This window comes from Streptomyces sp. NPDC018031, assembly GCF_044327625.1.
In the GTDB taxonomy this organism is placed as follows: domain Bacteria; phylum Actinomycetota; class Actinomycetes; order Streptomycetales; family Streptomycetaceae; genus Streptomyces.
On sequence record NZ_JBIRFT010000014.1, the window covers coordinates 36,422 to 63,408 of the forward strand.

Annotated in this window: 22 protein-coding genes and 1 pseudogene; 5 read left to right on the forward strand and 18 right to left on the reverse strand. The window is 74.7% G+C overall.

The annotated features are described in order from the left end of the window. Positions 1 to 249 precede the first annotated feature (249 nt). The 12 genes from ACH4B3_RS25865 to ACH4B3_RS25920 all read right to left on the reverse strand — a co-directional run bounded on the left by ACH4B3_RS25865 (position 250) and on the right by ACH4B3_RS25920 (position 12,531). Entirely contained in the window at positions 250 to 1,047 is a 798-nt protein-coding gene (locus tag ACH4B3_RS25865) for a class F sortase (protein ID WP_398466807.1), read from the reverse strand. Further along, positions 1,044 to 1,694, reverse strand: a complete 651-nt coding sequence (locus ACH4B3_RS25870; protein ID WP_398466561.1) for a hypothetical protein — start codon at positions 1,692 to 1,694, stop codon at positions 1,044 to 1,046. Before ACH4B3_RS25870 ends, ACH4B3_RS25865 begins: the two co-directional genes overlap by 4 nt. A 125-nt stretch (positions 1,695 to 1,819) precedes the next feature. Next, positions 1,820 to 2,599, reverse strand: a complete 780-nt coding sequence (locus tag ACH4B3_RS25875; RefSeq protein ID WP_398466563.1) for an HAD-IIA family hydrolase — start codon at positions 2,597 to 2,599, stop codon at positions 1,820 to 1,822. Positions 2,600 to 2,746: 147 nt separating this feature from the next. Continuing rightward, a complete protein-coding gene (locus tag ACH4B3_RS25880; RefSeq protein WP_398466565.1) occupies positions 2,747 to 3,814 on the reverse strand; it encodes a 2-aminoethylphosphonate ABC transporter substrate-binding protein in 1,068 nt (355 codons plus the stop codon). 166 nt (positions 3,815 to 3,980) lie between these two features. Beyond that, a complete protein-coding gene (locus ACH4B3_RS25885; RefSeq protein ID WP_398466567.1) occupies positions 3,981 to 4,778 on the reverse strand; it encodes an ABC transporter permease in 798 nt (265 codons plus the stop codon). After that, positions 4,765 to 5,694, reverse strand: a complete 930-nt coding sequence (locus ACH4B3_RS25890) for a 2-aminoethylphosphonate ABC transporter permease subunit (protein WP_398466569.1) — start codon at positions 5,692 to 5,694, stop codon at positions 4,765 to 4,767. Before ACH4B3_RS25890 ends, ACH4B3_RS25885 begins: the two co-directional genes overlap by 14 nt. Further along, positions 5,687 to 6,727 (reverse strand): ABC transporter ATP-binding protein, encoded by a 1,041-nt coding sequence (locus ACH4B3_RS25895; protein WP_398466809.1) that lies wholly within the window; start codon positions 6,725 to 6,727, stop codon positions 5,687 to 5,689. The genes ACH4B3_RS25890 and ACH4B3_RS25895 overlap by 8 nt, the downstream gene beginning before the upstream one ends. A 155-nt stretch (positions 6,728 to 6,882) precedes the next feature. After that, entirely contained in the window at positions 6,883 to 7,647 is a 765-nt protein-coding gene (locus ACH4B3_RS25900; RefSeq protein ID WP_398466571.1) for an HAD family hydrolase, read from the reverse strand. Between the two features lie 5 nt (positions 7,648 to 7,652). Next, positions 7,653 to 8,774: a TIGR03364 family FAD-dependent oxidoreductase gene (locus tag ACH4B3_RS25905; RefSeq protein WP_398466573.1), complete on the reverse strand. Its 1,122-nt coding sequence runs from the start codon at positions 8,772 to 8,774 to the stop codon at positions 7,653 to 7,655. Positions 8,775 to 8,923: 149 nt separating this feature from the next. Then, the gene (locus ACH4B3_RS25910; RefSeq protein WP_398466575.1) at positions 8,924 to 9,688 is read right to left on the reverse strand and encodes a GntR family transcriptional regulator; all 765 of its coding nucleotides are present in this window, start codon (positions 9,686 to 9,688) and stop codon (positions 8,924 to 8,926) included. A 316-nt stretch (positions 9,689 to 10,004) separates the two neighbouring features. After that, entirely contained in the window at positions 10,005 to 10,988 is a 984-nt protein-coding gene (locus tag ACH4B3_RS25915; protein WP_398466577.1) for a hypothetical protein, read from the reverse strand. A gap of 295 nt (positions 10,989 to 11,283) precedes the next feature. Continuing rightward, positions 11,284 to 12,531 carry an ROK family protein gene (locus ACH4B3_RS25920; RefSeq protein WP_398466579.1) on the reverse strand — a complete coding sequence of 416 codons (1,248 nt, stop codon included), beginning with the start codon at positions 12,529 to 12,531 and terminating at the stop codon, positions 11,284 to 11,286. 48 nt (positions 12,532 to 12,579) lie between these two features. On the opposite strand from ACH4B3_RS25920, the gene ACH4B3_RS25925 reads away from it, so the two are divergent. Together ACH4B3_RS25925 and ACH4B3_RS25930 are read left to right on the forward strand one after the other, a co-directional pair. Next, positions 12,580 to 13,731, forward strand: coding sequence for a Gfo/Idh/MocA family oxidoreductase (locus ACH4B3_RS25925; protein WP_398466581.1), 1,152 nt, complete (start codon positions 12,580 to 12,582; stop codon positions 13,729 to 13,731). Continuing rightward, complete coding sequence (locus ACH4B3_RS25930) at positions 13,728 to 14,330, forward strand: heme-degrading domain-containing protein (RefSeq protein ID WP_398466583.1); 603 nt, start codon at positions 13,728 to 13,730, stop codon at positions 14,328 to 14,330. Before ACH4B3_RS25925 ends, ACH4B3_RS25930 begins: the two co-directional genes overlap by 4 nt. A gap of 160 nt (positions 14,331 to 14,490) precedes the next feature. Here ACH4B3_RS25930 and ACH4B3_RS25935 read toward each other — a convergent pair whose 3' ends face one another. Together ACH4B3_RS25935 and ACH4B3_RS25940 are read right to left on the reverse strand one after the other, a co-directional pair. After that, positions 14,491 to 15,348, reverse strand: a complete 858-nt coding sequence (locus ACH4B3_RS25935) for a fumarylacetoacetate hydrolase family protein (protein WP_398466585.1) — start codon at positions 15,346 to 15,348, stop codon at positions 14,491 to 14,493. Positions 15,349 to 15,875: 527 nt separating this feature from the next. Continuing rightward, positions 15,876 to 17,210 (reverse strand): DUF445 domain-containing protein, encoded by a 1,335-nt coding sequence (locus ACH4B3_RS25940; protein ID WP_398466587.1) that lies wholly within the window; start codon positions 17,208 to 17,210, stop codon positions 15,876 to 15,878. A gap of 484 nt (positions 17,211 to 17,694) precedes the next feature. On the opposite strand from ACH4B3_RS25940, the gene ACH4B3_RS25945 reads away from it, so the two are divergent. Next, on the forward strand, positions 17,695 to 19,002 hold the full coding sequence (locus tag ACH4B3_RS25945; protein ID WP_398466589.1) for an SGNH/GDSL hydrolase family protein: 1,308 nt from the start codon (positions 17,695 to 17,697) through the stop codon (positions 19,000 to 19,002). A 97-nt stretch (positions 19,003 to 19,099) separates the two neighbouring features. On the opposite strand, the gene ACH4B3_RS25950 is transcribed toward ACH4B3_RS25945, so the two are convergent. The 4 genes from ACH4B3_RS25950 to ACH4B3_RS25965 form a co-directional block, all read right to left on the reverse strand. Beyond that, the gene (locus ACH4B3_RS25950) at positions 19,100 to 19,921 is read right to left on the reverse strand and encodes a DUF1707 domain-containing protein (protein WP_398466591.1); all 822 of its coding nucleotides are present in this window, start codon (positions 19,919 to 19,921) and stop codon (positions 19,100 to 19,102) included. Between the two features lie 19 nt (positions 19,922 to 19,940). Further along, on the reverse strand, positions 19,941 to 20,927 hold the full coding sequence (locus tag ACH4B3_RS25955) for an ATP-binding cassette domain-containing protein (protein ID WP_398466593.1): 987 nt from the start codon (positions 20,925 to 20,927) through the stop codon (positions 19,941 to 19,943). Positions 20,928 to 21,021: 94 nt separating this feature from the next. Further along, a complete protein-coding gene (locus tag ACH4B3_RS25960; RefSeq protein ID WP_398466811.1) occupies positions 21,022 to 21,786 on the reverse strand; it encodes an ABC transporter permease in 765 nt (254 codons plus the stop codon). Positions 21,787 to 21,853: 67 nt separating this feature from the next. Continuing rightward, positions 21,854 to 22,657 (reverse strand): ABC transporter permease, encoded by an 804-nt coding sequence (locus ACH4B3_RS25965; RefSeq protein ID WP_398466595.1) that lies wholly within the window; start codon positions 22,655 to 22,657, stop codon positions 21,854 to 21,856. Positions 22,658 to 22,917: 260 nt separating this feature from the next. Between ACH4B3_RS25965 and ACH4B3_RS25970 the strand changes: the two genes are divergently transcribed. Then, positions 22,918 to 25,860 carry a transglycosylase domain-containing protein gene (locus tag ACH4B3_RS25970; protein ID WP_398466597.1) on the forward strand — a complete coding sequence of 981 codons (2,943 nt, stop codon included), beginning with the start codon at positions 22,918 to 22,920 and terminating at the stop codon, positions 25,858 to 25,860. A 53-nt stretch (positions 25,861 to 25,913) separates the two neighbouring features. Beyond that, positions 25,914 to 26,845 (forward strand): annotated as a pseudogene (locus ACH4B3_RS25975) (IS5 family transposase). Positions 26,846 to 26,987: the final 142 nt, after the last annotated feature.

Sequence of the window (26,987 nt, forward strand, 5' to 3'; positions counted from 1 at the left end):
TGGTGCGTGGAGCGGCTGGTGGTGCCGGAGCGGCTGGTGGTGCGTGGAGCGGCCGCGGGCGGCGGACACCGGGTCACCGGGGCACCGGGTCACCGGTCAGGGCACCGGGGCACCGGGTCACCGGGTCACCGGGGCACCGGGTCACCGGGGCACCGGGTCACCGGGGCACCGGGTCACCGGGGCACCGGGTCACCGGGGCACCGGGTCACCGGGGCACCGGGTCACCGGTCAGGGCACCGGGGCACCGGGTCAGGGCACCGCCGCCGCCCGGTCCCCGGCCGCGCCCGGCGCCCCGGCGGCACCCCGGGCCGGGGCGGTGCCCGGTGCCCGCGCCTCGGCCGGGCCCGGCGGCGCCGCCTGCCGCGGGGCGGGGGGCGCGTCCGGCGGCCGGCGCACCCCGGTGAGGTAGGCCGAGACGACGACGTTCGCGGTGTAGTGCTGCCGGGCCCGGTCGTACCGCCCGCCGCAGGTGATGAGCTTCAGTTCGGCCCGGCCGGGCGACCGGGTGCCGTAGACCCGGTGCGCGTCGAAGCGGTCGCGCGGGACCACCTCCACGTCCTCCACGGTGAACTCGGCGACCGAGCCGTCGGCCCGCTCCACCCGCACCCGCCGGCCCGGTTTCACCCCGCTCAGCCCGTGGAAGACCGCGGGCCCCGCGTCGGTGTCGGCATGGCCGACCAGCAGGGCCGCCCCCGCCTCGCCGGGCCGCGGACCCGCCCGGTACCAGCCGACCACTCCGGGGCGGTCGTACGGCGGCGGGTCCACCGCTCCCGCCGCGTCCAGCCCCCGGCCCACGACGGGGGCCACCACCCCGGCCGACTCGATGACCAACCGCTGCGGGCGCGCCCCGGGCAGCGGTTGCCGGGCGGCGGGCAGGCCGTGCGCGGGCGGGCGGCCGACCGCGGCCACGTCCCCCGCGGTGGTGGCCGGCCCCGGGTCCGTTCCGCGCCCCCACAGCCACAGGCCGAGCAGCAGTACCGCCCACGTCACCCCGGTGATCAGCCGGGTGTCGCCGCCCCGTGCGCGGTCGCCGGACACCGCGGTCAGCCGGCCGTCGGGTAGCGGGAGGGGCGGGCCGCGCGGGCGGTGCGCCGGCGGTGCACGGCCCGCGCGCCGACAGTGAGGACGGCGCCACCGGCGAGCGCCAGTCCGTACGCTTCGGCGGGGCCCACCCGCCCGTCGGCGTCCCTCGGCGCGCTCCCTCCGCCGCCCGCGCTCACCGGTGCGACGGGTGCGCCGGGCTCACCGCCGGGACCGGCCGACCGGGAGTCGGGGGCGGCGGGAGGGGCGGCCTCGGCCGGCCCCCGTACGGTCAGCGGGGCCCGCGCCGCGATGGTGGCCCCGGCCCGCCCCGGTTCCTTCGCGCCGCAGGTCACATACACCGTGTGGGTGCCCTCGGCGGAGTCGCGGAGCACCGTCGCCGGTCCGGACAGCACCGCTCCGGACCCCTCCCCGGGCGGGCCCGGCGGAGTCAGCCGCGCCATGGTGGCGAACGCCGTGGACGTCGCCGTGGCCACCGTTCCCGGGCAGCCGGCGACCGTCAGGTCCACCCTTCCCCCGGCGGGCACGGCGGACGGGGACACCCGGATCGCCGCGGTCCCGGCGCCGGGCGACTCGGCGGCGGCCGGTGCGGCAAACACACCCATCCCGGCGGTGACGGCGGCGGCACAGACCGCGGAGCGAAGGGAACCCATGGTGAACCTCCCGTACTCCAGAAGGCTCTGGCCTCCGTGCCGCGGCCGCATCCGCTGCGGGCCGGTGCTGCTCCGAGCGGGTGAGCCGGTGCCCGCCGCGGCGGCGCGGCGGGCCCCGGCGCCGGTCAGACCAGGTCGACCAGGTCGGCGATGGAGTCGACGACCCGGGACGGGCGGAACGGGTAGCGGTCGACCTGATCGGTGCGGGTGAGTCCGGTGAGCACCAGGAAGGTCTGCATGCCCGCCTCCAGTCCGGCCAGCACGTCGGTGTCCATCCGGTCGCCGATCATCGCGCTGGTCTCGGAGTGCGCGCCGATCGCGTTGAGCCCGGCCCGCATCATCAGCGGGTTGGGCTTGCCGACGAAGTACGGCTCGCGGCCGGTGGCCTTGGTGATCAGCGCGGCGACCGAGCCGGTCGCGGGCAGCACGCCCTCGGGGGACGGCCCGGTCTCGTCCGGGTTGGTGGCGATGAACCGGGCGCCGTTCTTGATCAGCCGGATGGCCTTGGTGAGCGCCTCGAAGCTGTAGGTCCGGGTCTCGCCGAGCACCACGTAGTCGGGGTCGGAGTCGGTGAGCACGTAACCGATGTCGTGCAGCGCGGTGGTGAGCCCGGCCTCGCCGATGACATACGCGGTGCCGCCGGGCCGCTGGTCGTCCAGGAACTGCGCGGTGGCCAGCGCCGACGTCCAGATGTTCTCGACCGGCACGTCCAGGCCCATCCGGGCCAGCCGGGCGTGCAGATCACGCGCGGTGTAGATGGAGTTGTTGGTGAGCACCAGGAACGGTCTGCCCGACTCCCGGAGCCTCTTGATGAACGCGTCCGCTCCGGGCACCGGGACGCCCTCGTGGATGAGCACCCCGTCCATGTCGGTGAGCCATGACTCGATCGGCTTCCGCTCTGCCATCTGCCGCACTCCTGACGTACGCCGCTGTGACCTGGGGGCGTCGGCGGCACGGCGCTGTGCTGTGCCGACGCCCCCAGCTTAGGGGCGGGCCGCGCGGTCCCCGCCGGGCGGTGGCGGGGACCGGCGGATCCGGGCGGCGGCGCCGGGTCAACTGCCGGTGGCTTCCTTCCAGGCGTCCACGTAGTCGGCGAGGTTGGCGCTGACGGCCTGCCAGTCCGGGGTGAAGATCTCCACGCCGGAGAGGATCTTCCGCAGGGCGACCGCGTCCTCGCCGGCGGCCTCGACGTCCCGGCGCACCGGGAAGCCGCCGGCCACCGGGCTGACCTGCTCCTGCACCTCCGGGGAGATCAGGTAGTCGAGGAACTTCCTGGCGTTCGCCTCGTGCGGCGCGTTCTTCACCAGGCCCGCCGCGTACGGCAGGGCGAACGTCGTCGGCTTCCGGCCCTCGGCGGCGGCCGGGAAGAAGATCTTGTTGTTGGGGTAGGAGGCCTTGGCGTCGGCGTAGTTCATCTGCACGTCGCCGTTGGCGACCAGCAGTTCGCCCTTGTCGACCTTGGGCTCCAGCGCCCCGGTGGACGGCGAGGGGCCGACGTTGTTCTTCTGCAGCTTCTTCAGGTAGGCCATGGCCGGCTCTTCGCCGCCGAAGTCGTGGATGGCCTTGATGACCAGCGCGGTGCCGTCGCCGGCGACGCCCGGGGTGGAGTACTGGAGCCGGTTGCGGAACTTGTCGTCCAGCAGGTCGTCCCAGGTCTTGGGGGCCTCCGGCAGCTCCTTGGCGTTGTGGATGAAGGAGAAGTAGTTGTTCACGATCGGCGTCCAGCTGCCGTCCGCCGACCGGTCGCTCGCGGAGATCTTGTGGGAGCCGGCCGGGCGGTAGCGCTCCAGCAGCCCGCGCTCGTTCGCCTGCTGGATGAACGGCGGCAGGGTCACCACCACGTCCGCCTTGTTGTTGGACTTCTCCCGGGTCAGGCGCTGCACCATCTCGCCGGACCCGCCCTCGACGTACTTCACCTTGATGCCGGTCTTCTTCTCGAAGTCCTCGAAGACCTTGTTGTAGAAGCCCTTGCCGTCGGTGGTGTGCAGACCGTCCGCGCTGTAGACGGTGATCTCCTTGGCGTTGCTGTCGTTCGAGCCGGCCGAGCACGCGGTGAGCGGACCGAGCAGCAGGGCGGCACCGGCGGCGGTGACCGACCGGACGGGGATGCGCAGGGACATGGCAGGTACAGCTCCTCGGGAAAAGGGCGCGCGAGGTCACGGGACGGGTACGCGCGGGTGACGGGAGAGGCCGTGCGGAAGGGGTACGCGGGTGGGCCGGCAGGGGGTCAGGGGGTGGCGGGCGGGAGGCCGGGGGTGGCGGGCGGGAGGCCGGGGGCGGCCCGGGTCAGCGGTAGGAGGCCCGGGTGCGGATCCGGGACACCGCGAACAGCACCAGCAGAGTGGTGGTCATCATCACCGCGGCCAGCGCGGCGCCGGTGAACAGCGCGCCCCGGTCGGTGGCCCCGAAGATCTTCACCGGCAGCGGCAGCCAGTCCGGCGGGTAGAGCATCATCGTCGCGCTCAACTCGCCCATGGAGAGGGCGAAGCAGAGGCCGGCGGCGGCGGTGAGGGACGGCAGCAGCAGCGGTAGCGTGACCCGCCACAGCACGTGTCCCGGGCGGGCGCCGAGGCTGGCGGCGGCCTGCTCGTACACCGGGTCGAGCCGGGTGATCGCCGCCGACACCGACTGGTAGGCGAAGGCGGTGACCAGCACCGTGTGCGCCATCACGACGATCTCCCGGGTGCCGTTGAGCAGCAGCGGCGGCTTGGAGAAGGCGACCAGCAGCGAGAGCCCGACCACCACCGAGGGGACGGCGACCGGCAGCATGAACAGCCCGTCCACCACCCGCCGCCCGCGGTCGCGCAGGCCGCGCGCCGCGAGCGCCGCCCAGGTGCCCGCGGCGAGCGCGAACAGGCTCGCGGCGAGCGCGGTGAGCAGGCTGGTGGTGAGCGCGTCCATCGACTCGCCGTGGGTGATGTCGCGGTAGTGCGCCAGCGTCGCCCCGGAGGGCAGCGCGCCGCTCCAGTTGGTGGCGAACGACGCGGCCAGGATCACCAGGAACGGCATCGCGAACAGCGGCAGGAAGAGCAGGAAGAAGAGCACCCAGATCGCCCAGCGGGCCCTGCGGTCATGCACCAGCACGGCGGGCACCTCCCGTGGCGCGGCCGATCAGGACCCGGTACAGGCCGTAAAGGCCCACCGACAGCGCGATGTTGACGACGGCCACCACACAGGCCCCGGTGTAGTCACCGTCGAAGATGGCCTTGCCGTAGACGAGCATCGGCAGGGTGGTGACGTCCTTGGCCCCGGTGAACAGCACGATGCCGAACTCGTTGAGGCACATGACCAGTACCAGGCTGCCGCCGGCCGCGAGCGCCGGCAGCGCCTCCGGCAGGATCACCCGCCGGATGATCCGCGCCGGGCGGGCGCCCAGCGAGGCGGCCGCCTCCAGCTGCGCGGTGTCGATCTGGGAGAACGCCGCCAGCAGCGGCCGCATGACGAACGGGGTGAAGTAGGTGATCTCGGCCAGCAGTACGCCCCAGGGGGTGTGCAGGAAGGTGAAGGGGCCGCTCGCCGCGCCGGTCGCCTCCGTCCACAGCCCGTTGGCCATGCCGACCGTGCCGTAGATGAACAGCAGCGCGAGGGTGATCAGGAAGGACGGGAAGGACAGGAAGACGTCGATGAAGCGGCTGAGCGCCTTGCCGCCGGGGAACGGGACGAACGCGATGACCAGCGCCAGCAGGAAGCCCAGCACCAGGCAGCCGACGGTGGAGCCGACCGCGATCCACACCGTCGTCCACAGCGCCTCGCGGAACGCCTCGGACGCGAACGTCTCCCGGTAGGGCTCCAGCGAGGTGCCGCCGTCCGCCGGGGACACCGACTGCTCGACGACCAGCACCAGCGGGTAGAGGAAGACCAGCCCCAGCGCGGCCACCGGCGGCAGCGTCCACACCCAGCGCGGGACGCCCCGGGCGCGCCGCGCGCCGGCCCGCGGCGGTCTCCCCGCCGGCGCGCCGCGCGCCGGGCCGCTCTGCTCGGGCAGCACGGCGCTAGTCATCACTCACCCCGGCCCCGAGCAGCACCCCGTCCTCGGGGGCGAAGTGCAGCACCGCCTCGTCGCCCAGCGCGGGCGCCTCCCGCAGTTCCCGCACGTCGGCCATGACCTGGTGGCCCTCGACCGAGACGTACAGCCGGTGCGTGGAGCCGCGCCACTGGACTTCGGTGACCCGGCCGCGCAGGGTGTTGGGGCCCGCGCCGAGGCCGACCAGGTGCGGCCGGACGCACAGGGTGGCCGCCGAACCCGGTACCGCGGTGCCGGTGTCCAGCGCCAGGCCGGTGGAGCCGAGCCGCACGCCGTCCTCGGCGACGGTCACCGGCAGCAGGTTGGCGTTGCCGACGAAGGAGGCGGTGAACTCGGTGCGCGGCCGCCGGTACAGCTCCTGCGGGGTGCCGACGTCCCGCAGCCGGGCCCGGTCCATCACCGCGATCCGGTCGGCCAGGGTGAGGGCCTCCACCTGGTCGTGGGTGACGTAGAGGATCGACACGTCGGGCAGTTCCCGGTGCAGCCGGGCCAGTTCGGCGAGCATGCCGGAGCGGAGCTGGGCGTCGAGCGCGGACAGCGGCTCGTCCAGCAGCAGCACCCGCGGCCGGATGGCCAGCGCGCGGGCGATCGCCACCCGCTGCTGCTGCCCGCCGGACAGTTCGCGCGGATAGCGCCGGGCGTACCCGGCCATCCCGGTCATCTCCAGCGCCTCGGCGACCCGGGCCGGGATCTCCCGGCGGGGGGCCTTCTGCGCCTTGAGGCCGAAGGCCACGTTCTGCTCCACCCGCAGATGCGGGAAGAGGGCGTAGCTCTGCACCACCATGCCGATGCCGCGCCGGTGCGGCGGCAGGGCGGTGACGTCCTCCCCGCCGATCAGCACCCGGCCGGCGGCCGGGCGGACGAATCCGGCGACCGCGCGCAGTGCGGTGGTCTTGCCGGAGCCGGACGGGCCGAGGAGCGCCATGACCTCGCCGGTTCCGACGGTCAGGTCGAGCCGGTCCAGGACCGTGGTGCCCCCGTAGGCGACCGAGACCCCGTCGAAGCGGATGCCTCCGGCGGGGCGGGCCGCGGAGGCGGGGGCGCCCGGGCCGGGCCCCCCGCCCCGGCCGGGCTCGCGCCCGGCCGGGGCGGGGGAACCCGCCGTCGCCGGCCCCGCCGCGGCGGGGCCGGGGCGCGCCGGGGCGCCGGTGGTGTCCCGTCGGGTCACGGCCGGGCCCCCGCCCCGGAGTCCGTGTCCGCCGCGCCCCGCTCCCACGCGGCGATGGCGTCCGGCAGCGCCGCCACCGACGGCAGCACCCGGGTGGCGCCGGCCGCGCGCAGCGCCGGTTCCCGGTGGGCGCCGGTGAGCACACCCGCCACGATCCCGGCCCCGGCCCGGCGGCCGGAGAGCATGTCGTAGGAGGTGTCGCCGGCGACCGCGATCTGCCGTACGTCGTCGGCGGCCCGGGTGCGCAGCAGCGCGGTCAGCACCATGTCCGGGTACGGGCGGCCGCGGCCGCCCGCCGTCGTTCCGAGGCCGATGTCGCCCGGGCACAGCGTCAGCTCCACCAGCCCCCGGTCCCATCCGAGGGCGGCGAGGATCGCGTCCTGGGTGGTGCGGGCGAAGCCCGTGGTGAGGACCACCGTGCGGTCCTCGCCGCGGAGCCGTTCGATCGCCTCGCGGGCGCCGGGGACCGGGGCGCACCGCCCGGCGGCCACCAGCTCCGCGTAGGCGCGTTCGAAGGCGGTGTTGGCGTGTTGCGCCCGCTCCTCGTCTCCGAACAGGTGCCGGAACACGGAGATCTTGGACTCGCCCATGGTGGCGCGTACGTACTCCAGGTGACCGGCGTGCTCGGCGGACCCGGGCAGCACGCCCAGCTCCGCCGCGGCGGCGCCGAAGGCCTGTTCCACCAGCCCGTCGTCGGCGACGGTGGTGCCCGCCATGTCCAGCACGACCAGGCGGATGCGGTCGGTGTTCGTCTCGGTCATCTTCCTCACCAGCCCAACGTGTCCGCGGTGGTCTCACCGATCGCCGGGGAGCAGGTCATGCCGCGCCCGCCGGGCCCGGTGACCAGCCACACCCCCTCGCGCACCTGCTGCCGGTGCACCACTTGGCGGGGGTCGGCGCACTGGGCGTAGACCCCGGCCCACCGGCGCCGGATCCTCGGCAGCGGACGGCCGAGGAAGCCCTCGGCCACCGCGGCGAGGTGGTCGTAGGGGTCCTCGACGACGTCGAACGCGAAGGGGTGCTCGTACTCGTGGGTGTCGCCGATGGTCAGCCCGCCGTCCCGGCGCTGCACCATCAGCAGCTGCATCCGGTGTTCGGCGGCGGTGGCGGGCTGCGGCTGTCCGGCGTTGAGCGCGTCCAGCGCCTCGCCGGCGTACGCCGGGTAGTAGCGGAAGGAGTCGGCGTCGGCGACGGAGGTGGTGAGCGGCTCGCCGAGCGGGTCGGTCTGCATCATCTGCAGCCGCACCCGGCGCACCGGCAGGTCGGGCACCAGCTCGCGGACGAGTCCGCCGAGCCAGGCGCCGGTGCACAGCACCACCGCGTCGCCCCGGTGGATCTCCCCGCGGTCGTCGCGGACGGCGTTCTCGCCGATCACCTCGCGCACCTCGCGGTCGGGCAGGAAGGTGTACCGGCCGGAGGACAGCAGCGCCCGGCGCAGGGCGAGTTGCGCGGTGCGCGGCTCCACGGCGGCGTCCCGCTCGCACCACAGGGCGGCGGTGAACCCGCCGCGGAGCGCCGGGTTGAGCTGCCGGGCCTCGTCCGCGGTGAGCAGCTTCATGCCGCGGGCGGCGGCGTCCGGCCGGGCGGCGGCGGCCTCGGCGACGGCCCGCTCCCGCTCGGTCCGCACCAGGGTGAGCGACCCGCTGGGCCGGAAGCCCAGTTCCGGCACCCGGGCCCCGATCGCCTCCCACAGCTCACGGGCGCGCAGCGCGGTCTCCACCTCCGGCCCGTCGGCGCGGCCGCCGACCCAGATCAGACCGAAGTTCCGCAGACTCGCACCGCGCGCCTCGGCCTCGCGCTCGATGTGGACGACCTCGTGGCCGCGTTCCAGGGCGTGCCAGGCGTGCATGGTTCCCACCACGCCGGCTCCGACGACTATGACTCTCACGGCGGCAACGCTCCTTTTTCTCGGTGACCCGCACGGGACCGTGCGGCAACGCCATGGTGAACAGCCGAGCAAGCTTGGACTAGACCCGTTATCGTCTCGTGACCAAAAGGGAGCCGTCGTGAGGGTTGTGCGAGGGCTTTCGTCCGGATCTATTCGCGATTGTCCAGATGGACCGAGAAGCTGAAGCGGTCCCCCCGGTACAGCGAGCGCACCCGCTCCAGCGGACGCCCCCGGGTGTCCCGGGAGACGCGGTGGATCAGCAGCATGGGCAGCGCGGGCGGGGTGCCGATCAGCAGCGCCTCCCGCGGCGTGGCCAGCACCGTCTCCAGCCGCTCGTCCGCGTCGCCGAAGCGCAGCCCCAGCTTCTCGCCGAGGTAGGAGTAGAACGACGAGTCGGGCTCGAAGTCGGTGTCCAGGCGGGGTGCCCGCGCCACCGGCACGTAGGTGCTCTCCAGGCCCACCCGCTCGTCATCGGCGAGCAGCACCCGCTCCATGTGCCAGACCGGGTCGCCGGCCTCCGCCCCGATCTCCGCCGCCAGGGCCGGCGGACACGGGAAGCGGTCGAGCCCGATGAGGTTGCGGCCCGGCCGGCGTCCCTGCCGCCGCACCCCCTCGGTGTAGCTGGCCAGCGCCAGCGGCTGCTCCAGCTTGGGCCCGGCGACCACGGTGCCCCGCCCGTGCCGCCGCAGCCTGCCCTCCAGCAGCAGCTCCCGCAGCGCCTGCCGCACGGTCTCGCGCGACACCTCGTAGGCCACGGCCAGGTCGCGCTCGGTGGGCAGCAGCCCGCCCTCGCCCAGCTCCTCCAGCAGGCCCGCGATCCGCGCCTTGACCGCGTAGTACTTCGGGACCCGGCCGTGCTCGGGGATTCCGGAACGGAACGGCGCGCCGGGTGTCTGGTCGTAGGGGTTGTCCACCCCGTGATCCTCGCACCTCCGGGGTCCCCCCGGCGGGCACCCCCGGCCCGCCGGGGGCATGGGGGCACCCCCGGCCCGCCGGGGGTGCGGGGGCGCAGGGGCACGCGCGGGCGCCACCGCCCGGCAGGGCACGGCGGCAGGGCCCGGACGGACAGCGCCCCCGGCGGAGGCGACGGGGCCGGCGGCGGGGGCGGGCCCGGCGGCGGCACGTCGCAGGGAGGACGGGGTCAGCGGCGGCGCACCGCGCGAGGACGGGGCCGGCAGCGGCGCACCGCGGCGGGACGGGGCAGCCGGCGGCGCACCGCGCGAGACAGGATCAGCGGCGGCGCACCGCGCGGGCGACCGCCATCAGCGCCGAACCGCCGATCAGGAACCCCACTCCGGCCAGGGTGAGCGGCAGCAGGCTGCCCCGGTCCGTCCGCTCGGCCCGGCCGGTGTCGGCGAGCGCGGGCGGCGGGAAGGGGTCGCTGCCGGGCAGTCCGTCCCGTCCGGCGCCGGTGGCCCGGTCGCCGTCCGGGCCGCCTCCGTCCGGCGCGTCGCCGTCCGGGGTACCGCGGTCCGGGCCGCCGGAGGGGCCGTCACCGGGGTCGGACCCCGGCTCCTGGCCCCCGGAGCCGGGGTCGTCCGCGTCCGGGTCGTCCCGGTCCCGGCCGTCCCCCGGGCCGCCGTCCGCGTCCCGCTCCGGCCCGCTCCGCGCGGTGATCCGGAACGAGACGTCGGCGGACTGGCCCACCCAGTCGCCGTCGTCCGCCCGCCGCTGCACGGTGGTGACGCTCGCGGTGACCGGTCCGATCGGGGCGTCACCGGTGAACCGGGAGCGCAGCGCCGTGGTGACGGTACGCCCCGCCGGCACCGTGAACCCGGCGAACCCCTTCCCCGCGAAGACACCCACGTTCTCGTCCTCGTCGGTCGTCTCGAAGCGCACCGGCCGCCAGCGGTCGGCCCGCTCGTCGTAGAACTCGAACCGGATGTGGGCCGGGCGCAGCGCGCGGTTCCGGTCGGTCAGCACCACGACCGGGTGGATCGCCCGGCAGGCCGCGCGGGTGGTGTTCGCCACCTTCAGGTGCCAGGCGCGCCAGTACCCGCCGCGCGGGAACCGGCTCGGCCCCTCGTCGAGTTCGGCGCGGAGCGGGAGGTCGGGGCTGCCCCGGTCACCGCAGACCGGGGCCGGCGCGTACGCGGCACCGCCGGCCCGGTCCCGGTCGGGCGCGGCCGGCGGGGCGGCGCGGGCGGGGACGACGGACACGGCCGTGGCCAGGACCACGGCGCCGCAGACTGCGGGGGCGCTGGGCAGACGCATGAGGAACCTTTGCTGCCGTGTTTTCCGGGCTACCAGCGCCCTTCCCCGGCAGGGCCGCGACACCCGGCGCGAACCGCCGGCTACCTCCGACCGGCCGTCATGATTGCCCCCGTTCAGCCCAGTCGGCACCCGCCGGCCCGGCCCGCAGCCGGCAGCCCGGCCCGCACCTGGCCGCCCGGCCCGCACCTGGCCGCCCGGCCCGCACTCGGCAGCCCAACCCGCACCCGCCCCGGGCGCCCCGGCCGGAGGCCCGCCGCCGGGCCCGACCGGACGGCCGGGGCCGCCCCGGCCCGGTTCACCCGGTGTCCGCGGGCCGGTCGCCCTGCCGTATCCGGCGGGCGAACAGCGGGGCCAGCACCAGTTGCGCCGCGCCCGCCACCACCACCCGGCCGTCGCCGGGCCCGGCCACCTCGACCGGCACCGCCCGGGCACCGCGCCGCACCGCGTCCTCGGCGAGCACCTCGCGCACGCCGCGCAGGAACGTGTCCGGTCCGGCGAGCACCGTCCGCCCGCCGAGCAGCACCCGGTCGATGTCGAGCAGCCGCACCAGGTTGGCCGCCCCCACCCCCAGCAGCCGCGCCGCCCGCGCCGGGCTCCCCTCGGCGACCGCCGCCAGGCACAGCGCCTCCAGGCACCCCCGGTTGCCGCAGCCGCACCGCGGCCCGCCGAGCTGGATCACCTGGTGGCCGAACTCCCCGGCGTCGGTGCGCGCCCCCCGGTACACCTCGCCCCCCAGCACCAGCCCGGCGCCGAGCCCGGTGCCCAGGTGCAGATAGCCGAAGGAGCCGGTTCCGTCCGGCCCGGCGGCGTCGCGCAGCGCCAGCCCCAGGGCGGCGGCATTGGTGTCCTTGTCCAGCACGACCGGCAGCCCCAGCCGCTCGGCCAGCGCCCGCCGCAGCGGGTAGCCGTCCCAGTGCGGGGCACCGGTGACCCGGTGCAGCACCCCCGAGCGGTGGTCCAGCGGCCCGGGGGCCGCGACGCCCACGCCGAGCACCGGCCCGCCCTCCGCCGCCAGCAGCGCGCCGACCGCCGCGGTCGCGGTGTCCAGTACGTCCTCCGCCGGCGCGCCCAGGTCCAGCGGCGCCTCGCGCACCGCGAACGGCTCGCCGGTCAGGTCCGTCCGTACCGCGGTCAGCCGGTCCCGGTCCAGATGGAGCCCCACCGCGCCACGGGCGCCCCGGGCCAGGCGCAGCACCGTGCGGGGTTTGCCGCCGGTGGACGGGCGCCGCCCGGCCTCTGCGGCCAGCCCCTCGGCCCGCAGCCGAGCGGTGATCTTGCTGACCGCCTGCGGGGTGAGGCCGGTCCGCCCGGCGATCTCCAGTCTGCTCAGCCCCTCCGGGCCCGCGTCGCGCAGCAGTCCCAGGACGAGGGCGGCGTTGTGGCCGCGCAGCGCGGACAGGTTGGCCCCGGAGGGACCGGCGCCGGCCGGGCCGGTCGGGCCGGTGGAGCCGACCGGGTCGGCGGGACCAGGGCCGGTGGGCGGTGGGCCGGCCGGGCGGGGAGGCCGGGCCGGGCCGTGGTGAGGGTGGGGCACGGCGACCATTCTGCCCCGCGCTTGCGCTTTGGCAACAGCGTTGCCAAAGTGGCGGGCATGGATGGCACCCCTGGCACCCCCGACCCGTCCGGCACCTCCGGTCCACCGGCCCCGTCCGGCACCCCGGCCGCCCCGTTCCGCGTCGGGCTGATCGGTTTCGGCCTGGCCGGCTCCGTCTTCCACGCCCCGCTGATCGCGGCCTCCGAGGGCCTGGTCCTGGACACCGTCGTCACCGGCGACCCCGGCCGGCGCGAGCGGGCGCTCGCCGAGCATCCGGACGCGGGGTGCGTGGCCTCGGCCGACGACCTGTGGAAGCGGGCCGGCGACCTCGACCTGGTCGTGATCGCCTCCCCCAACCGCACCCATGTGCCGCTCGCCCGCGCCGCGCTGGAGGCCGGGCTGGCCGTCGTCGTCGACAAGCCGCTGGCCGCGACCGCCGCCGAGGCCCGGGAGCTGGCCGCGACCGCCGAGGCGCGCGGTCTGCTGCTGAGCGCCTTCCAGAACCGCCGCTGGGACAACGACTTCCGCACCCTCCGGCAACTGCTCGACGAGGGCGCACTCGGCGAGGTGTTCCGCTTCGAGTCGCGGTTCGAACGGTGGCGGCCGCGACTCAAGGGCGGCTGGCGGGAATCCGGCGACCCGGCCGAGATCGGCGGACTCCTGTACGACCTCGGCAGCCACCTCGTCGACCAGGCGCTGACCCTGTTCGGCCCGGCCTCCTCGGTCTACGCCGAACTCGACGTGCGGCGGCCCGGCGCCCAGGCCGACGACGACGCGTTCATCGCCCTCACCCACGCCGGCGGGGTCCGCAGTCACCTGTGGATGAGCGCCACCACCGCCCAGCTCGGCCCCCGCTTCCGGGTGCTGGGCAGCCGGGCCGGCTATGTGAAGTACGGGCTCGACCCGCAGGAGGACGCGCTCCGCGAAGGCCGGCGGCCGGACACCGAGGGCGCGCGGTGGGGCACCGAGCCGGAGTCCGCCTGGGGACGGCTCGGAGCCGGGGAGTCGCCGCGGACCGGCGGCGGCACGCCGGTGCCCACCCTGCCCGGCGACTACCCGGCGTACTACGCGGCGGTGGCCGCCGCGCTCCGGGACGGCGGGCCGCCCCCGGTCACCGCCGCGGAGGCCGCGGCGGCCCTGCGGGTGCTGGAGGCCGCCCGGGTGTCCGCCGCCGACGGACGCCCGGTCCGGATCGAGGCGGCGGCGTGAGCGGCCGGCGGGCGGGCACCGGGCCCGGCCCGGCGGCGGCCGGCGGGGCCGGGCCGGTCACTCCGGCGGCCGGCGACCCGCGGGCGGTCGACTGGCGGGCACTCGTCGCCGAACTGGAGGAGCAGGAGCGGCGGCTGCGGCTGCCGCGCTTCGGCAACGACGACGCCTGGCGGCTCGGCTGCCTGATCGCCGAGCTGGCCCAGGCCCGGGGCGCCGCCGTCACCATCGGCATCCGGCGGGCCGGGCAACTGCTCTTCCACCGCGCGCTGCCCGGCACGTCGGCGGACAACGACGCCTGGCTGGACCGCAAGTGCCGGGTGGTCGACCGGTACGCGGCGGCCTCGTACCTGGTCGGCGCGCGGTTCCGGGCCAAGGGCACCACCTTCGAGGCGTCCTCCCGGCTCGACCCGGACCGCTACGCCGCGCACGGCGGCGCGTTCCCGCTCCACATCCGGGACGTCGGGGTGGTCGGCACGGTCGCGGTCTCCGGCCTGCCGCAGGCCGAGGACCACGCCCTGGTGGTGGAGGCGCTGGAGCGCTTCCTCGCCGAACTCCCCGGGGCCACCGGGCACCCCGCCCCGCCCACCGGGGCCGCGTAATACGACCGGCCCCCGGCCCCCGGCGGGGGCCGGCCCGGCGGGCAGCGGTCACGGCAGGCAGCGGTCACGGCAGGCACCCGGACCCGGCAGGCGCCGGGTCCGGGCCGGACCGGCCCGGCGGTCCCCGTACTCGGAGTCCGGCGCGGCGCCGCGCCGGACGCTAGGCGTCCTTCAGCTGCTGGCGCTGCCGGCCCAGGCCCTCCACCTCCAGCTCGACCACGTCCCCGGCCCGCAGGTACGGCTTGGGCTCCGGGTGGCCCATCGCCACTCCGGCCGGGGTGCCGGTGTTGATCACGTCCCCGGGGTACAGCGTCATGAACCGGCTGACGTAGCGGACCACCTCCGCCACCGGGAAGATCTGGTCCGCCGTCGTCCCGTCCTGCCGCAGCCGGCCGTTGACCCACAGCCGCAGCCGCAGGTCCTGCGGGTCGGGTACCTCGTCGGCGGTCACCAGCCAGGGGCCCAGCGGGTTGAACGTCTCGCAGTTCTTGCCCTTGTCCCACTGCCCGCCGCGTTCGAGCTGGAACTCCCGCTCCGAGATGTCGTGGGCGACCGCGTAGCCGGCGACCGCGGCGAGCGCGGCCCGGTCCGACTCCAGGTACCGCGCGGTGCGGCCGATGACCACGGCCAGCTCCACCTCCCAGTCGGTCTTCTCGCTGCCGCGCGGCACCAGCACGGTGTCGTCCGGGCCGACCACCGTGTCGGCGGCCTTGAGGAAGACGATCGGTTCGGCGGGGATCGGCGCCCCGGTCTCGGCGGCGTGGTCGTGGTAGTTCAGCCCGATGCACACCACCTTGCCGATACGGGCCACCGGCGGGCCGATCCGCAGCCCCGCCGGGTCGAGGGCGGGCAGGCGCCCCGCCTCGGCGGCGACCCGGATCCGGTTCAGCGCCGCCTCGTCGGCGAGCAGCCCGCCGTCGATGTCCCGCACCGAATCGGAGAGGTCGCGCAGAACTCCGTCACCATCCAGCAGCGCCGGGCGTTCCGCACCCGCCGGTCCGACACGCAGCAGCTTCATGGGCACAACTCCCCTGGTCGAAGCGTTGGCCCAGGGGACGGCCCAGACCGATTTGTTCGATCCTCCAAGAGGAGTCCGCACTCTGCAAGACCCGGCTCACAGACTGGACCGTCACCAGGCGGAGCGCCCCGATACGCCCGAAAAAAACCCGTACATTCGCGGCAAATCCCTCTAGCGCCCCATAGCGGGTGGAGTTAGGCTTTCTAGTAAGCCTGTGGGGCGAGCGAGGGAGCTGGACCGGCAGGTCGAACCGGAAGAGGCCGAGTGTCTCGACGGGAACGACCGAAAGATCCGGCTGAGAGGCCCGAAAGTCGGAAGACGGGAGTCGGACGACCGGAAGGCGACCTCCATCACCTGATCCGGACAATGCCGGCGAAGGAAGCCCACCTCGCAGGCGCTGAGCCGACAGCAGGAAACCCGTACAGGGATCGCAGGAGCCCGGACCGCACGGCCCGGGCTTCCGCCTGTTCCCGGCCGGCCCCGGTCACGGGCCCGGCCTCGGGCCCCGGCCCGTGCGGCACCGCGCCTCAGACCCCCAGCCCGCGCGACACCGTGTGGATGCACAGCCCGGCCAGCGCGCCCACCACCGTGCCGTTGATCCTGATGAACTGCAGGTCCCGGCCGATGTGCGCCTCGATCTTCCGTGAGGTGTGGTCCGCGTCCCAGCTCGCCACGGTGTCGGTGATCAGCGCGGTGATCTCGTCGCGGTAGGTGCTCACCACGTACACCGCCGCGTCCTCCAGCCAGCCGTCGACCTTCGCCCGCAGCCGCCGGTCGGCGGACATCCGCGCCCCCAGAGACAGGATCGAGGCCCGCGCCCGCAGCCGCAGCTGGCTCCGCTCGTCCTCGGCCGCCGCCACCACCATGCCGCGCACCGCTGCCCACGCCGAGGCGATCAGGTCCTGTACCTCGGCCCGCCCCAGCAGCTCCGACTTCAGCCCCTCCACCCGCGCCCGGGTGTCGCCGTCGGCCCGCAGGTCCTCCGCGAAGTCGGCGAGGAACCGGTCCACCGCGCCCCGCGCCGGATGGTCCGGCATGTCCCGCATCTCGGTGACGAAGCGCAGCAGCTCCCGGTAGACCCGCTCCCCCACCTTCCGGTCGACGAACCGGGGCGTCCAGCCCGGCGCACCGCCCACCACCGCGTCCATCACCGAGTCCCCGTGCAGCACCAGCCAGTCGTGGGCCCGTACGCACACCAGGTCCACCAGCCGGTGGTGACCGCCGTCCGCGACCACCCGCTCCAGCATGGCGCCCAGCCCCGGCGCGATCTCCTGGGCATCCGCCCGCCGGGTGATCGCCTCCCCCACGACCGCCTGCACATCGGAGTCGCGGAGCACGGTGAGCGCCCCGCGCAGCGCCGTCGCCAACTCGGCCGTCACCCGGTCGGCGTGGGCCGGCTCGGCCAGCCAGGCGCCCAGCCGGCCACTGATCCCGACCGCCCGCAGCCGCTCCCGCACCACGTCCTGGGAGAGGAAGTTCTCCCCCACGAACTCGCCGAGGCTCACCCCCAGCTGGTCCTTCTTGGTGGGGATGATCGCGGTGTGCGGGATCGGCAGGCCCAGCGGCCGCCGGAAGAGCGCGGTGACCGCGAACCAGTCGGCCAGCGCACCGACCATCCCGGCCTCGGCGGCCGCCGCCACATAGCCGGCCCAGGCGCCCGCACCCGCCGCCTGCGCCCACGACGCCAGGGCGTACACGACGGCCACCGCGAGCAGCAGCCCGGTCGCGAAGGTCTTCATCCGGCGCACCCCGCGGCGCCGCTCGGCGTCGGCGGCGCTGTCCGGGACGAAGCCGCCCGCCGGCCGCCGGCCGCTCATCGCACCGCCGGTCTCAGCGGTCGCGTCCGCACTGCTGCGTTCCATGCGCTCCACCCGGTCCAACCGTTCCCCTGGACATCGTCCACACCTGACCTACTCCCCAAACCCGGCACGAGTTCCCGGAGTACCCCTTCCCCCCTTCCCCTGACTTCCCCCGATCCGGCCGGGCAGTGATCCACCGGCGCCTCCCCGGCCCGGCCTCCCGGCCCGGCCGGCCCACCGCCCACCGGCCCCGCCGCCCCGGCCCACCCGGTCGGCCCAGCGGCCCCCGCCTCCGCGCGGCGGCGCCCCCGGCGGTCACCGCACCGCCACCACCCCGTCCGGCACCTGCGGGCCCACCATCCGAACGGGCGGCCCCGCCGGGCCGGGGCACCGCCGGTGTCCGGCCCGTGGGATCATGGAGGGCCGGTTCGGACGACCACGGCGGCCGGTGCTCTCCCGTGGCTCGACCGCACCCGTCCGCCGTCCGCCCGGAGCCGAGAGGGGCTCCGCCCGCCCGAGGAGACCCCCGCAGATGACCGTGCCCCCCATGCCCAGGCGTACGGCCTTCGCCGTACTCGCTGCGCTGGCGGCCGTGGTGGTCCTCGTCTCGACCGCGATCTTCCTCGGGGTCGGCGGCAGCCGGAGCGATCTGTCCCCCTCCGCCCGGCAGGCCCGCGGCTCCGCGGCCCCCGCCTCCGCCGGCACCTGGGTGGGCACCTGGTCCGCCGCCGCCTCCGCCGCCGAGCCCAACACCTACGACGGCTACGCGGGCATGTCGATACGGAACGTGGTGCACACCAGCGTCGGCGGCAGCAGCGTCCGGATCCACCTGTCCAACCTGTACGGCGCCCGGCCGCTGACCCTCACCCATGTCTCGGTGGCGGTCGCCGCCGCCCCCAGCAACCCCACCGCGGCGGCCGGCACGATGCGCCGGCTGACCTTCGGCACCCGCACCTCGGTGACCGTCCCGGCCGGCCAGGCGACGGTCAGCGACCCGGTGCGGCTCACCGTGCCGGACGCCGCCGACCTGCTGGTCACCACGTACTCCCCCAGCCCGTCCGGTTCGGTCACCTACCATCCGCACGCCCGTCAGACCTCCTACCTGGCACGCGGCGAACGCACCCAGGACACCCTGGGCACCGCCTACACCGAGCAGAGCCCGTACTGGCGCTACATCACCGCCGTGGACGTGTGGTCCAAGGAGGCCCAGGGCTCCGTCGCGGTGCTCGGCGACTCGATCACCGACGGCATCACCTCGACGGCGGGTGCCAACCACCGCTGGACCGACTTCCTCGCCGCCCGGCTGCGCACCGAGCCCGGCGCACCGCGCTACGGCGTGCTCAACGCCGGCATCAGCGGCAACCGGGTGCTCAGCGACGGCAACCGCTTCCGCCGGTACAACCCCAGCGGACTGAGCCGGATCGACCGGGACGTCCTCGCCCGCACCGGCGTACGGGCCGTCGTCATCGAACTCGGCATCAACGACATCCTGCGCAGCCCGCACGTCACCGACCCGGAGGCGATCCTCACCGGCCTGCGGCAGCTCACCGAGCAGGCGCACGGCCGCGGACTGCGGGTCGTCGGCGGCACCCTGATGCCCTTCCAGGGACACCGCCGCTACACCCCGGAACTCAACGCCGTACGGGAACGGGTGAACGCGGAGATCCGCCGCGGCGGGGTCTTCGACGCCGTCGCCGACTTCGACCGGGCCCTGCGCGACCCGGCCCGGCCGCTGCGCCTGCTGCCCGCCTACGACTCGGGCGACCACCTGCACCCGAGCGACGAGGGATACCGGGCGATGGCACACGCCCTGGACCCGGACACCCTGCGCGGCCAGGCCGCCGCCGCGCTCTGACCGCCCGGAGCCCTCCGACCGCCCCGAGCCGGCCCACCGGCCGCTCCCGCGTCACCGGCAGTCCCGGCCACGGCGGCGCCGTCCCGGCCCGCCCGGGTCACTCGCCCCGGCCGGCCGCCCCGTCATGGCCGCCCGGCTCGGCCTGGTCCACCGGACCGGCATCCCCGCCGTGCCCCCCGTGCGGACCGTGCCCGCCGGGTGAGCCGTGCCCGCCGTGCGGCCCCTCGGCCCGCTTGCCGGCGCCCCCGCGCCCCTCCGCCCGCCGCTCCTCCTTGCGGCGCGCCTTCAGCTCCCTGCGCTCCGCCTTCAGCCGCTTCAGCTCCGCCCGCGGCAGCTTCCGCTCCACCCCGACCCCGCCCCAGAACGCCAGCCCGGTCACGGTGACCCGCGGCGCGCCCGGCTCCCCCACGCCGGCCGCCCGGTGGTCGAAGCCGCCCATGATGCCGACGCCGGTGACCTGCACCTCGACGTCCGGCCCCACGATCACGTGCACCCCGCCCATGATCGCGAAACAGCGCAGCACCACCTCGCCGTCCTCGAACCGGGCGTCCCGCAGATCGATCTCGCCGCCGCCCCAGAAGGCCAGCGCGGTGAACCGGCGCGGCACCACCCAGCGGCCGGCCCGCTCGAACCCGCCCAGCACCCCGATGCCGAAGCGGGAGGTCGGGGCATGACCGATCCGGGCGGGCCAGCCGGAGCCGGCCGGCACGGCCACCGGTCCGGCGGCCCCGGCCGGCACCGGAAGATCCCGCACCAGCGGCTCCAACTCGCCGTGCGTACGAGCCCGGTACGCGGCGTCCAGCCGCTCCTCGAACTCCTCCATGGTCAGCCGGCCCTCGGCGACGGCGTCCCGCAACGCGTCGGCCACCCGCTCGCGTTCGGCGTCGGAAGCGCGCATCTCGGGGAGATCCTCGGTCATGGCGCACAGCCTAACCACGCTACGGCGCCGCCCCGGAAGGGTCCCGGTCCGGATGGAGCATCCTGGCGATCACATCCTCGATGTCCGGCTCCCGCACCGACAGGTCCACCATCGGGTAGCGGGCGGCGACCGCCGCCACGATCGGCGCCGCGCTGCTGCTCGCCGGGAACGCCAGCCACTGGCGCGGCCCTTCGGTGCGCACCGTGCGCGCCCCCGGCACCGCTATCGGCGGCAGCTCCCGCTCCAGGTCGACCACGAGGGTCCGCTCGCTCTGCCCCACCGCGTGCAGCCCGTCCAGTCCGCCGTCGTACACCAGGCGGCCGTGGTCGATCACCATCACCCGGCGGCACAGCTGCTCGATGTCGGTCAGGTCGTGCGTGGTGAGCAGCACCGTGGTACCCAGCTCGGTGTTGACCTCGCGCAGGAACTCCCGCACCTTCGCCTTGCTCACCACGTCGAGCCCGATGGTCGGCTCGTCCAGGTAGAGCACCTCCGGATCGTGCAGCAGGGCGGCCGCGATGTCACCGCGCATCCGCTGGCCCAGCGACAGCTGCCGCACCGGCACGGGCAGCAGCTCCTGCAGGTCCAGCAGTTCCACGCACCGGTCGAGGTTCTCCCGGAACCGGCGCTCCGGGACCCGGTACATCCGCCGTACCAGCGTGTAGGAGTCCCGCAACGGCAGGTCCCACCACAGCGTGGTGCGCTGTCCGAACACCACCCCGATCCGGCGGGCGAGCCGCTGCCGCTCCCGGGACGGGTCCACTCCGGCCACCCGCAGCCGCCCGCCACTGGGCACCAGGATCCCGGTCAGCATCTTGATGGTGGTGGACTTCCCGGCCCCGTTGGGCCCGATGTACCCCACCATCTCCCCCCGCGGCACCGTGAAGCTGATGCCGTCCACGGCCCGCACCTCGCGCCGCTCCCGCCGCACCAGCCCGGCCCGCCGCCGCACCACGAACACCTTCTCGACCCCGTCGAGCTCGATGAATCCGGCCTCGTCCGCCACCCGTCCCGTCCCCTCTCGCCTGTCGCCCGCTCGCGGTCCCGCCCGCTCGCCGTCCCGCCGCGCCGCCGGAGCCCGGCCCGGCACCGATGCCGCGTCAGCTGCCGGTGCTCCGGTACGCCCGCAGCCCCGCCCGCCACCCCAGCCCCGCCGGCACGCACACCAGGAACGCGACCAGCGGCGAGGCGAAGTCGACCCAGCCCGGCAGCCCCAGCGGGTCGCCGCGGCCCAGGATGTGCAGCGCCGGGAGCCAGTTGACGAAGGCCAGCGGGACGACGAAGGTGACGCCCCGCAGCAGCTCGGTGCCGAACACCGTGGGCGGGTACTGCAGCAGCGTGTTGCCGCCGTAGGTGACGGAGTTCTGCACCTCCGCGGCGTCGTTGGCCCAGAACTGGAACGCCGCCCCGGCCACGAACACCGCCCCGAAGATCGCCGATCCGCTGAGCAGCATCACCGGCAGCAGCAGCAGCCGGTCCCAGGTCCAGTCCACGTCCAGCGCGGTGAGCGACCAGATCAGCACCAGCAGCCCCTGGCTGATCCGGCCCAGCCGGCGCACCGCGAACCGGTCCGCGGCCACCTGGGCCAGGATCGGCGCGGGCCGCACCAGCAGGGTGTCCATCGTGCCGTCGCGCACCCGGCGCCCCACCCGCTCCATCGACCCCAGGACCAGGTCCGCCACCCCGAAGGCGGTACTGGTGGTGCCGTACAGGAAGGCCACCTCCGCCAGGGAGAACCCGCCCAACGTCTCCACGTGCGAGAACATCAGGGAGATCGCCACGAAGTCGAGTACGGTCGCCGCGAAGTTGCCGATCGTCATGATCACGAACGAGGTGCGGTACGCCATCGTCGACCGCACCCACATCGCCACGATCAGGCCGTACGCGCGCAGCCCCTGGTACGCCCAGGAGCCCTCCTCCCGCGGCCGGGACTCAGCCACCGTGCACCACCACCTTCCGGGTGGCCGCCGACTGCAGGGCCCGGCCGGCCGCGAACAGCGCCACCGCCCACGCCACTTGGAAGCCCAGCGCCCGCGCCAGCCCGGCACCGGTGTGCTCCTGGAGGAACACGTCCGCCGGCACCTGGAGCATCGCCGACCAGGGCAGCACCCGGGCGATCTCGCCGAGCAGCCCCGGGAAGACGGTCAGCGGCAGGATCATGCCGGAGAAGAACAGGCACAGCAGCGCGCTCATCATGGTCACCCCGGACCCGTCGAGCAGCCAGAACGCGGTGAGCGCCACCAGATAGCGCACCGCGAAGCCGACCAGCAGCCCGAGCACGACCGAGAGCAGGAAGAACAGCCAGGTCAGCACCGAGGTGGGCAGCGTCAGATCGAAGGCGAGCGCCCCCAGGGCCATCGGCGCGACACCGCGGCCCAGCAGGTGGAAGGCGGCCCGCCCCAGGTCCCCGGCGAGCCACCACAACTGGAGGTCCACCGGGCGGTACAGGTCGACCGCGATGTCGCCGGTCCGGATACGCTCCTGGAGCTCCTCCTGGAAGCTGCCGCCCATCAGCGCGGCGGTAGCCAGCAGGGCCTGTCCGAGCCAGACGAAGGTGAGCGCCTGCGACATGTCGTACCCGCCCAACCGGGGACGCTGGTCCCACAGCGCGGTGTAGGTGTAAGCGACGATGAAACCGAAGACGGCGTTGGTGAACACCCCTGCCGCGGTGGCGACCCGGTAGGTCGCGTAGCGTCTGAAGCTGCTCACCGCGACGGCCGCGTACAGCCGTAACACGGCCCCTCCCCTGAAGATCCGCACCAAAGCTCCCGAGCTTAGTGCGAGGGTCCGAGGGGGTGCCAAGCATTATTCACCGTACGGAGTGACGAAGATCATCCATTCGGCCGGTCACAGACCTGTCACAGGTGCGTGCCAGGCGCTGGGCCCGGGATGGATGATGCGACAGTGTTTTATGGGGCGTACCACGCTATTCGCCCGACACGCCACCATTCCGCCGCCGTGCAACCCTGGACGGCGGCCGAGGAGTCTCAGGAGACATGAGCGACGAGCCCCAGCAGCCCGAACCCCGGCAGCCCGAGGACGCAAGAGACACCACGCCCGGTTCCCCGTCCGGCTCCACCTCCGCTTCCGGCTCCGGTTCCCGCTCCGGTCCCACCTGGGCCCCCCGGAGCACCGGGAGCGGCGGGGACTCCGACGACGGCACGGCCGGCGCGGGGCGGGCACCGGGTGAGGGAACGGGCAAGGGAGCGGGCAGGACGGCGGCCGGGGCCACCGGCGCGGCCGCCCCCGGGGACACCCAGGCCCTCGAAGTGACCGCCGTCACACCGGACTCCGGCGACGACCGCGCCGACCGCGGCGGGAGCACCGGCCGCGACCGCGGGACCGACCCGGGCGCCGACCGCGCCCGCACCCCCGGCGACGGCCCCGGCCGGGTCTCCGCCCGCACCCCCGGCGACGGCGCCCGGAACACCGGCGGCGCACCCGGCGACGGTCTGCGGAACACCGGCGGCGGCCCCGTGGACGGCCTCCGGAACACCAGCGGCGCACCCAGCGGCGCACCCGGCGTTGGTCCGCGGAACACCGGGGGCGGCCCGGGACCGGGAGCCACCGTGTCCGGCAGCGGTACCGGCGCCGGCTTCGGAGCCCTGCACAACGCCGCACCGAACACGGCGAACCCGAGCGAGGGGCTCGACGGTGCCGCCCCCGGCAACAGCGGCGCGAAGCCCAAGAAGAAGGGCAGGAAGCAGCGCCCCAAGCGCACCGGCTGGCGCCGCCTGATCCCCACCTGGCGCATGGTGCTCGGCAGCTTCCTGGTCATCGTGCTGCTCATCGGCGGCGCCCTGGTGGCCGGCTACATGCTGGTCGACATCCCCAAGGCGAACCCCACCGCCATCGCGCAGACCAACGTCTACACCTACTCCGACGGCACCCCGCTGGCCCGCGACGGCGACATCAACCGCGAGAACATCCGGCTCAACCAGGTGCCCAAGACCGCCCAGCACGCGGTGCTCGCGGCCGAGGACCGGGACTTCTACTCCGAGTCCGCGATCAACCCGCTGGCGATGATCCGGGCCGGCTGGAACACCGCGACCGGCAAGGGCAAGCAGTCCGGCTCCACCATCACCCAGCAGTACGTGAAGAACTACTACCTGGACCAGGAACAGACGGTCACCCGCAAGGTCAAGGAGTTCTTCATCGCGATCAAGCTGGACCGCGAGGTGAGCAAGGACGAGATCCTGGAGGGCTACCTCAACACCAGCTACTTCGGACGCAACTCCTACGGCATCCAGGCCGCCGCCCAGGCCTACTACGGCAAGGACGTCGGGAAGATAGACACCGCCGAGGCGGCCTACCTGGCGACCCTCCTCAACGCCCCCAGCGCCTACGACGTGGTGGCCCACCCGGAGAACAAGGCCGCCGCCGTGGCCCGCTGGAACTACGTCCTCGACGGCATGGTCAAGGAGGGCTGGCTGGAGTCCGCCGAGCGGGACGCGATGAAGTTCCCCACCCCCGGCCAGGTCAAGCCGCAGTCGGGCATGTCCGGCCAGCGCGGCTACCTCGTCGAGGCGGTCGAGGACTACCTCACCAGCAACGACATCATCGACGAGCAGACCCTCGCCCGCGGCGGGTACCGCATCACCACCACCATCGACCGCAAGAAGCAGGACGCGTTCGTCAAGGCGGTCGACGACAACCTGCTGAGCAAGCTCTCCAAGGACCGCGAGGTCGACAAGTACGTCCGGGCCGGCGGCGCCTCGGTGGACCCCAAGACCGGCAAGGTGGTCGCCCTCTACGGCGGTGTCGACTACACCAAGCAGTTCGTCAACAACGCCACCCGGCGCGACTACCAGAACGGTTCGACCTTCAAGCCGTTCGTCTTCACCGCCGCCGTGGAGAACGGGGCCGCCACCCAGAGCGGGCAGCCGATCACCCCGAACACCATCTACGACGGCACCAACAAGCGGCCGGTCACCGGCTGGAGCGGCGGCTCCTACGCACCGGAGAACGAGGACCACTACTCCTACGGCCCCATCACCGTCACCGAGGCCACCGACAAGTCGGTCAACTCCGTCTACGCCCAGATGGCCGTGGACGTGGGCCCCGACAAGGTCAAGCAGACCGCGGTGGAACTCGGCCTCCCGGAGAAGACCCCGGACCTCAACCCGTACCCGTCCGTGGCGCTGGGCACCTCCACCGCCAGCGTGCTGGAGATGACCGAGGCGTACGCCACCCTGGCCAACCACGGCCGGCACGGCAACTACACCCTGGTCACCAAGATCACCAAGGATGGCGAGGAGATCGAGCTGCCGGGCCGCGGCGAGGTGAAGCAGGTGGTCTCCCGCACCGCCGCCGACACCACCACCTCGGTGCTGCAGAGCGTCGTCCAGGGCGGGACCGCCACCGCGGCGCAGGCCGCCGGACGCCCGGCGGCCGGCAAGACCGGCACCGCCGAGGAGGACAAGGCCGCCTGGTTCGCCGGTTACACCCCGGACCTGGTGACCGTGGTCGCCGTGATGGGCCAGAACTCCGAGACCGGTGAGCAGAAACCCCTCTACGGAGCCACCGGACTGCCTCGCATCAACGGCGGTGGCGCCCCGGCCGAGATCTGGGCCGCCTACACCAAGGCCGCCCTGGAAGGACAGCCGGTCGCCCAGTTCGACCTGAAGACGGACGGCAGCGTCGGCACCCCGTCGGTACCGCCGGCCGGCTCCCAGCCGCCGGGCGGCACCACCCCGCCGAGTACCGAGGTCCCCCCGACCACCACTCCGCCGACCACCCCGGTGCCGCCGACCGAACCCACCTTCGAGCCGCCCACCGTCCCGCCGACCCAGCCGACCTTCGAACCGCCCACCGTGCCGCCGGACGGCGGAACGACCGGTGACCCCGGCGGCGACCCGGGCGGCACCACCGGCGACCCCGGCGGTGACCCCGGCGGAGCCATCGGCGGCCCCGGTGAACCGCAGGGCGGCACCGACTAGGACTTGTCCGGGCGATCATGTGACTGCTCCGCGCCGAGGTCGTTGATGTGGTCATGGGGCGGGGTGATCTGAGTGATGCCGAGTGGGAACGGCTGCGGCCGTTCCTGCCGGTCAGCAACCGGCGTTGTGGCCGGTGGCGTGATCACCGGCAGGTGATCGACGGGATTCTGCACCGGGTGCGAACCGGAGTTCAGTGGCGTGACCTGCCCGAACGGTTCGGTCCGTGGAAGACCGTCTATGAACGCCACCGGCTCTGGTCCGCCGACGGCACCTGGGAACGACTACTCCAGCAGGTCCAGGCCGCAGCCGACGCCGCAGGCGAGATCGACTGGGACATCTCGGTCGACTCCACCATCGTCCGCGCGCATCAGCATGCGGCCGGCGCCCGCACCGACCCGCCGCTGGCCCCCGCGCCAAAGGGGGCCGAACCGGCAGAACACCAGCACGAAACCCCGTGGCAGAGCCTGGTCGCCCGCCTGGCGGAGGTGGTGCTGGAGGCGAGGGCCTGGGCCGCTCGCGCGGCGGGTTCACCAGCAAGCTCCACCTGAGCGCGGACGGCCGCTGCCGCCCGCTGTCCCTGATCGTCACCGCAGGCCAGCGGGCTGACTGCACCCAGTTCAAGCCCGTCCTGGAGAAGATCCGCGTGCCGCGGCCCAGGCCGGGCAGGCCCCGCAAGAAGCCCGACAGCCTCGCGGCCGACAAGGCATACAGCAACGGGCCGTGCCGCGAGTACCTGCGGCGACGCGGCATCCGGCACACGATCCCGGAGAAGACCGACAGCCAGGCCGCCCGCCTACGCAAAGGCGAACGCGGCGGACGGCCACCCGGCTTCGACGAGGACCGCTACAAGAAACGCAACACCGTCGAACGGGCCATCAACCGGCTGAAACAGTCCCGGGCCGTCGCCACGCGCTACGACAAACGCGGCTACGTCTACCTCGGCACCGCGACAGCGGCAGCCCTCACTATCTGGCTCCGAACATGATCGCCCGGACAAGTCCTAGCCGGGAGCTGTCCGGAGATCATGTGACCGCCTCGCCCGGAGCCGTGGGTTCCGGGCGTGCGGCGGGGTGAGCGCGGCGATCGGGCCGGACGCCGAGGCGCGCGGGCCCGGGACGCGAACGGAG

Excerpts from the sequence above, each read along its gene's own strand:
- ACH4B3_RS25870 (WP_398466561.1), bottom strand. The coding sequence starts at position 1,694 with ATGGGTTCCCTTCGCTCCGCGGTCTGTGCCGCCGCCGTCACCGCCGGG.
- ACH4B3_RS25875 (WP_398466563.1), bottom strand. The coding sequence starts at position 2,599 with ATGGCAGAGCGGAAGCCGATCGAGTCATGGCTCACCGACATGGACGGG.
- ACH4B3_RS25880 (WP_398466565.1), bottom strand. The coding sequence starts at position 3,814 with ATGTCCCTGCGCATCCCCGTCCGGTCGGTCACCGCCGCCGGTGCCGCC.
- ACH4B3_RS25890 (WP_398466569.1), bottom strand. The coding sequence starts at position 5,694 with ATGACTAGCGCCGTGCTGCCCGAGCAGAGCGGCCCGGCGCGCGGCGCG.
- ACH4B3_RS25900 (WP_398466571.1), bottom strand. The coding sequence starts at position 7,647 with ATGACCGAGACGAACACCGACCGCATCCGCCTGGTCGTGCTGGACATG.
- ACH4B3_RS25915 (WP_398466577.1), bottom strand. The coding sequence starts at position 10,988 with ATGCGTCTGCCCAGCGCCCCCGCAGTCTGCGGCGCCGTGGTCCTGGCC.
- ACH4B3_RS25920 (WP_398466579.1), bottom strand. The coding sequence starts at position 12,531 with ATGGTCGCCGTGCCCCACCCTCACCACGGCCCGGCCCGGCCTCCCCGC.
- ACH4B3_RS25925 (WP_398466581.1), top strand. The coding sequence starts at position 12,580 with ATGGATGGCACCCCTGGCACCCCCGACCCGTCCGGCACCTCCGGTCCA.
- ACH4B3_RS25935 (WP_398466585.1), bottom strand. The coding sequence starts at position 15,348 with ATGAAGCTGCTGCGTGTCGGACCGGCGGGTGCGGAACGCCCGGCGCTG.
- ACH4B3_RS25940 (WP_398466587.1), bottom strand. The coding sequence starts at position 17,210 with ATGGAACGCAGCAGTGCGGACGCGACCGCTGAGACCGGCGGTGCGATG.
- ACH4B3_RS25945 (WP_398466589.1), top strand. The coding sequence starts at position 17,695 with ATGCCCAGGCGTACGGCCTTCGCCGTACTCGCTGCGCTGGCGGCCGTG.
- ACH4B3_RS25950 (WP_398466591.1), bottom strand. The coding sequence starts at position 19,921 with ATGACCGAGGATCTCCCCGAGATGCGCGCTTCCGACGCCGAACGCGAG.
- ACH4B3_RS25960 (WP_398466811.1), bottom strand. The coding sequence starts at position 21,786 with ATGTGGGTGCGGTCGACGATGGCGTACCGCACCTCGTTCGTGATCATG.
- ACH4B3_RS25970 (WP_398466597.1), top strand. The coding sequence starts at position 22,918 with ATGAGCGACGAGCCCCAGCAGCCCGAACCCCGGCAGCCCGAGGACGCA.